Below are 4,567 nucleotides of genomic sequence, written 5' to 3'. Positions count from 1 at the left end.
CCCGGGCCGGGACCGGTCCCGGCCCGCCGGACAACGCCGGGGCCCTGCCGCACAACCGAGCCAGGCGCCTGTCGCGGAGCTGATCCTGTCCGTGCTGCGTCAGCCGTCGCCCAGCGCGATGACCGTGACGGCCCGTTCGACGGCGTACACGGGATCCCGCGATTCGCCCTTCACCTGGGCGTCGGCTTCGGCGAGGGCGCGGATGCAGCGCGCCAGGGCCTCGGAGCTGAAGCGCTGGGCCTCCTTGCGTGCCTGGTCCACCTGCCACGGCGCCATCCCCAGGTCCTTCGCCAGCTGCATCGAGGATCCGCGGACCCCATGGACCTTCGCGACGGCGCGGACCTTCATGGCGAGCGCGGCGACGATGGGGACGGGGTCCGCCCCCGTGGCAAGAGCATGGCGCAGCATGGACAGTGCCTGCGCGGTCCGCCCTGCCAGGGCGGCATCGGCCACCTTGAAACCGGTCGCCTCGACGCGGCCCCCGTAGTACTTCTCCACCGTCTCCGCCGAGATGTCGCCCGCGGTGTCCGCCATGAGCTGCTGGCAGGCTGCCGCCAGCTCGGGGAGCTGCGAACCGACCGCGGCGACGAGCGCCCGCACGGCATCCGGGTCGATGCGCCGGCGTGCCAGACGGAACTCGGTGGTGACGAACTCCGCCTTCTCGCCGTCCTTCTTCAGGGGCTGGCAGTCCACGACGGTGGCCTTGGCGGCCTTGATCGCATCGAACAGCTTCTTCCCACGGTTCCCGCCCGAGTGGCGCATCACCAGGACGACATCGGGTGCCGGGTCCTCGAGGTAGGCGAGCGCGTCGACCAGGAAGGCATCGTTCATCTGTGCCAGCCCCGCCACCTCGATGATCTTCCAGTCCCCGAACAACGACGGGCTGGCCTGCATGGTCAGGGTTCCCGCGTCATAGGACCCGGCGTCGAACCGGACCAGTTCCGCTCCGGGCTGTGCCGTGCGCACCTGTGCCCGGATCGATTCCGCAGCCCGGGACGCCAGGTACTCCTCGGGACCGGAGAGCAGGACGACGCCGGCGGGGCGCACTTCGCGCCATGATGCTGGTTGCTGCTGGCCCGCGCCGGTGCTGCGGCCGGCGGGTGATCTCGTTGCCACGCGGGGGTGTTCCTTCCGTCGGAATGCACTCCTACTCTTGCACGGAGCCCTCTCGCCTCAAAGCTGCAGCGGTGGCTCCGGCCGGCACCCCGTCATCGGAGTCGGTGGACCTCGATCCTGCCGTCGGTGACACCCACGGTGAACGATCCGAGTTCGTCGGTCCGGGCGCTGGCGATACCGGAGCGGTCGAGCCGTTCGAGGATGCGGGGATGCGGGTGGCCGTAGTCGTTGTCCTTGCCGACCGAGATGAGGGCGAGAGCGGGTGAGACGGCGTCGATGATCCCTGTTCCCCCGTTCCTCGCTCCGTGATGGGCGATCTTGAGGATGTCCACTCCCCCGTTCCTCAGGGAGGGGACCGCGGCGAGGAGCTCCGCGGCGGCGTCCTCCTCGAGGTCCCCGGTGAGGAGGAGCGTGAGGGGCCGTTGCGCCGTGGGCACCACGACCTGCAGGACGGCGCTCGCGTTGTTCTCCTCCGGCAGGCGTGTCTCCCCCCGTGGCCAGAGGACGTCCACCCGCACGGGTGGAAGGTCGAGCCGGGTCGCACCGGTCAGACGCTCGGCGCCAACGCCGGCGCCTGCCGTCGCGTCGGTCAGCTCACGCGGCAGGCCGTCCTCCCCGGTCGAGTAGTACAGGGCCGATACGGTCCTTCCACGCAATGCCCCTTCCACCCCGCCGTAGTGGTCGTCGTGCAGATGCGTGATGACGAGTGCGTCGATCACCTCGATCCCGAGTGCGTCCAGGCACCGGTCCATGGCATCGGGATCGGGCCCGGTGTCGACGACCAGTGCGTGCTCCGCCGACGTCCTGATGACCATGCCGTCGCCCTGTCCGACGTCGCACATCGTGAGAGCCCACCGGGACGAGGACCCCGTGCCCCGCCGGTCGACGAGGGCGATGGTCACGAGCGCCCCCAGCAGGGCGACGGCGAGGACGATCGCGACGGTCCGGCGCCCGGCCCTGGCCGGCGGCCGCCCTGCTATGCCAGACCTGGCCGGCGGCCGCCCTGCTGTTCCAGACCCGGTCGGGACGGACGGGCGCTGCCGAGCGCGGGTGACGGCACGCCGCCAACCGGCGAGGACCGACTCGCGGCGGACCATGGCGAGGAGAAGCAGCACCGACCCGGATGCAGCCACCACCGCTCCCGGCGCGCCCGGGAACCAGGGCACGGTCGCGGCAGGAGCGGCTGCGAGGGCCTCGGCGACGCCTGCCACCCAGCGGGTACCCCACTGGGCGGTGGCGATCAGGGCCGGCGCGAGTACGGGACCGGCGACGAGTGCCACGACCGCCGCCATGCCCACCAGCGTGATGGCCGGGACGACCGGTGACACCAGGACGTTGGCGGGTAGCGAGTACACCGGCAGGGCGGGCTGGATCAGGACCAGGATCGGAGTGCAGAAGAGCTGCGCGGCCAGCGGGATGGCGAGCAGTTGGGCCGCCGGGCGCGGCATCATCAGGCCGAGGGTGTCGACGACCGTCGGACCGGCCGTGACCAGCCCCAGGGTCGCCGCCACCGACAGCACGAAGGCGAAGGACACCGAGAGCCAGGGATCCACGGCGAGGAGGACGATGACCGACACCATCAGCAGTGTCAGCGAGACCCTGCCGCGGCCCGAGAGGACGGCAGCCACCCCGACCGCCCCCATGACCGCAGCGCGGAGGACGCTCGGCTCGGGCCGGACGAGCAGGACGAACGCCACGAGCGAGACCACGGCACCGACGCCGGCCGGTAGCCAGGGAAGCCGGAGCACCCGCAGCCCGAGGAAGGCGAACGCCACGACGTAGGAGCAGTTCGCTCCGCTCACCGCGGTGAGATGGGTCAGTCCGGTCCGTCGCATGGCCTCCTCGAGGTCCGGGGCGAGCCCGGTCCGGTCACCCAGTGCCATGCCCGGGAGTAGGCCTCGGTCGCGGCTGTCGGCGAGGGCGAGGTCCCGGAACCGCGTGCGCAGGTGATCCGTGTAGCCGAGCCAGCCGCGGGCCTCCTCGATCGCCGGGCTGCTGGCAGGGAGGAAGATCGCGGCCGCCCTCCCCACGCGGTCCGCAGGTTCCGCCGTGCCCAGGACGCGGACGGTGTCGCCGGTCCCCACGCCGGCCCACCCGCCCGGCCCCAGGACCACGACGGGGGTCGCCGCCACGAAGGGAGCACCCCGGAGGACACCACCGAGGACCTCGGCGTCCACGAGGTAGCGCTTCCCGCCCCCGAATGCTCCCGGACCCAACGAGGACGGTTCTCCCGTGATGCGCAGGACCGCAGTGAACGGGACACCGCCGTCGAGCGCCTCGTCCACCGGTCCCGCCTCGGCACGGGCGAGGCTGCCGCCGGCCGACAGCAGCACCAGGCTCAGCGCGGCCGCGGGGGCCAGCGCCTGGCCGGGCAGCAGCGCCCACGCACGTCGCCGGCCCGGCACGATGACCACGAGACAGGACAGCATGAGTGCACAGGCCCCGGCCAGGAGCCCCGCTGCCGTCGCCCCGACCGCCCCGCCATGGACAGCGACGGCAGCGGCCGTCCACGCAGCCGCAGCGGACGGGACCAGGCGCAGGTCGCCGTGCCACCGGGACGGAGCAGCGTGCGGGCCGCGGCGGGCCGGTCCAGGGACGGATCCTCCCGGCGGATCGGCGGAGGCGGCGCCGCCAGGACCTCCGCCGTCGCGCCTCACCGCACCACGATGAGGGGGAGGATCCCGTCGAGCATCGCCGGCCCGATACCCGGCACGGCGTCGATGTCGGCCGCCTGGCCGAACGGCCCGTGCTCCGTGCGCCAGTCGATGATGCGCTGTCCGAGCACCGGACCGACGCGTGGCAGCAGCTCGATCTCCGCGAGCGTCGCGGTATTGATGTCGATTCCGCCCGGGCTCCCGCCAGGTGCACCTCCGCCGCCGGGACCCTCGACCTGCCGTCCCGGGGATTGGGCGGGGGACGAGGTGCCGGGGAGGTCCTGGGTGATCCGCGGTTCCTCGCCGACGGCGAGGACGTGGATGTGCTGCCCGTCGGACGGTGTCGCAGCGAGGTTGATCCCCTCGAGGTCTGCCTCGGGGAGCGCACCACCTGCCCTGCCCATGACGTCGAACAGGCGCGTACCGGACGGGACCGTGACGACTCCGGGTGCTGCGACCGCTCCCGTGACGTAGACGATGATGATCCCCTGCGCTCCGCCTCCGGTACCGCCCGTGACGCCGAGAGGGTCCCCTGACCGGTCGGTCGACTCATGCGTCGGTGCCTCACCGGGACGCCCCGGGCCGACTCCACCCGTACCGTCCTCGCCACCGGAACCACCCGGACCCTCGCCCGTAGCGGCCCCCACGGCTGCATCCCCTGCGGCTCCGTCACCGGCAGTCGCACCCCGTGCGGCTCCGTCGCCGGCAGCCGGCTCGGCAGTATCGTCCGATACGCCGCTGTCGAGCTGCACCGACACCGCGGCCGCGGACGGCTCGGAGCTCCGGACGAGGAAGAG

3 protein-coding genes are annotated in these 4,567 nt (G+C 72.7%); all 3 read right to left on the bottom strand.

Annotated features, from left to right (window positions below):
• Nucleotides 1–99: 99 nt before the first annotated feature.
• On the bottom strand, nt 100–1,116 hold the full coding sequence (gene holA, locus CVO76_RS15535) for a DNA polymerase III subunit delta (protein ID WP_244186029.1): 1,017 nt from the start codon (nt 1,114–1,116) through the stop codon (nt 100–102).
• Nucleotides 1,117–1,208: 92 nt separating this feature from the next.
• Entirely contained in the window at nt 1,209–3,545 is a 2,337-nt protein-coding gene (locus CVO76_RS15530; RefSeq protein WP_208740036.1) for a ComEC/Rec2 family competence protein, read from the bottom strand.
• A 224-nt stretch (nt 3,546–3,769) separates the two neighbouring features.
• Nucleotides 3,770–4,567 (bottom strand): ComEA family DNA-binding protein (locus CVO76_RS15525; RefSeq protein ID WP_208740035.1); only part of this gene is annotated, 798 nt, incomplete at its 5' end.

The sequence above is a fragment of the Arthrobacter agilis genome, assembly GCF_002953615.1.
GTDB classification, from domain to species: Bacteria; Actinomycetota; Actinomycetes; order Actinomycetales; family Micrococcaceae; genus Arthrobacter_D; species Arthrobacter_D agilis_B.
The sequence above is the reverse complement of the archived record's forward strand: the minus strand, read 5'-3'. Positions and strand labels throughout refer to the sequence as shown.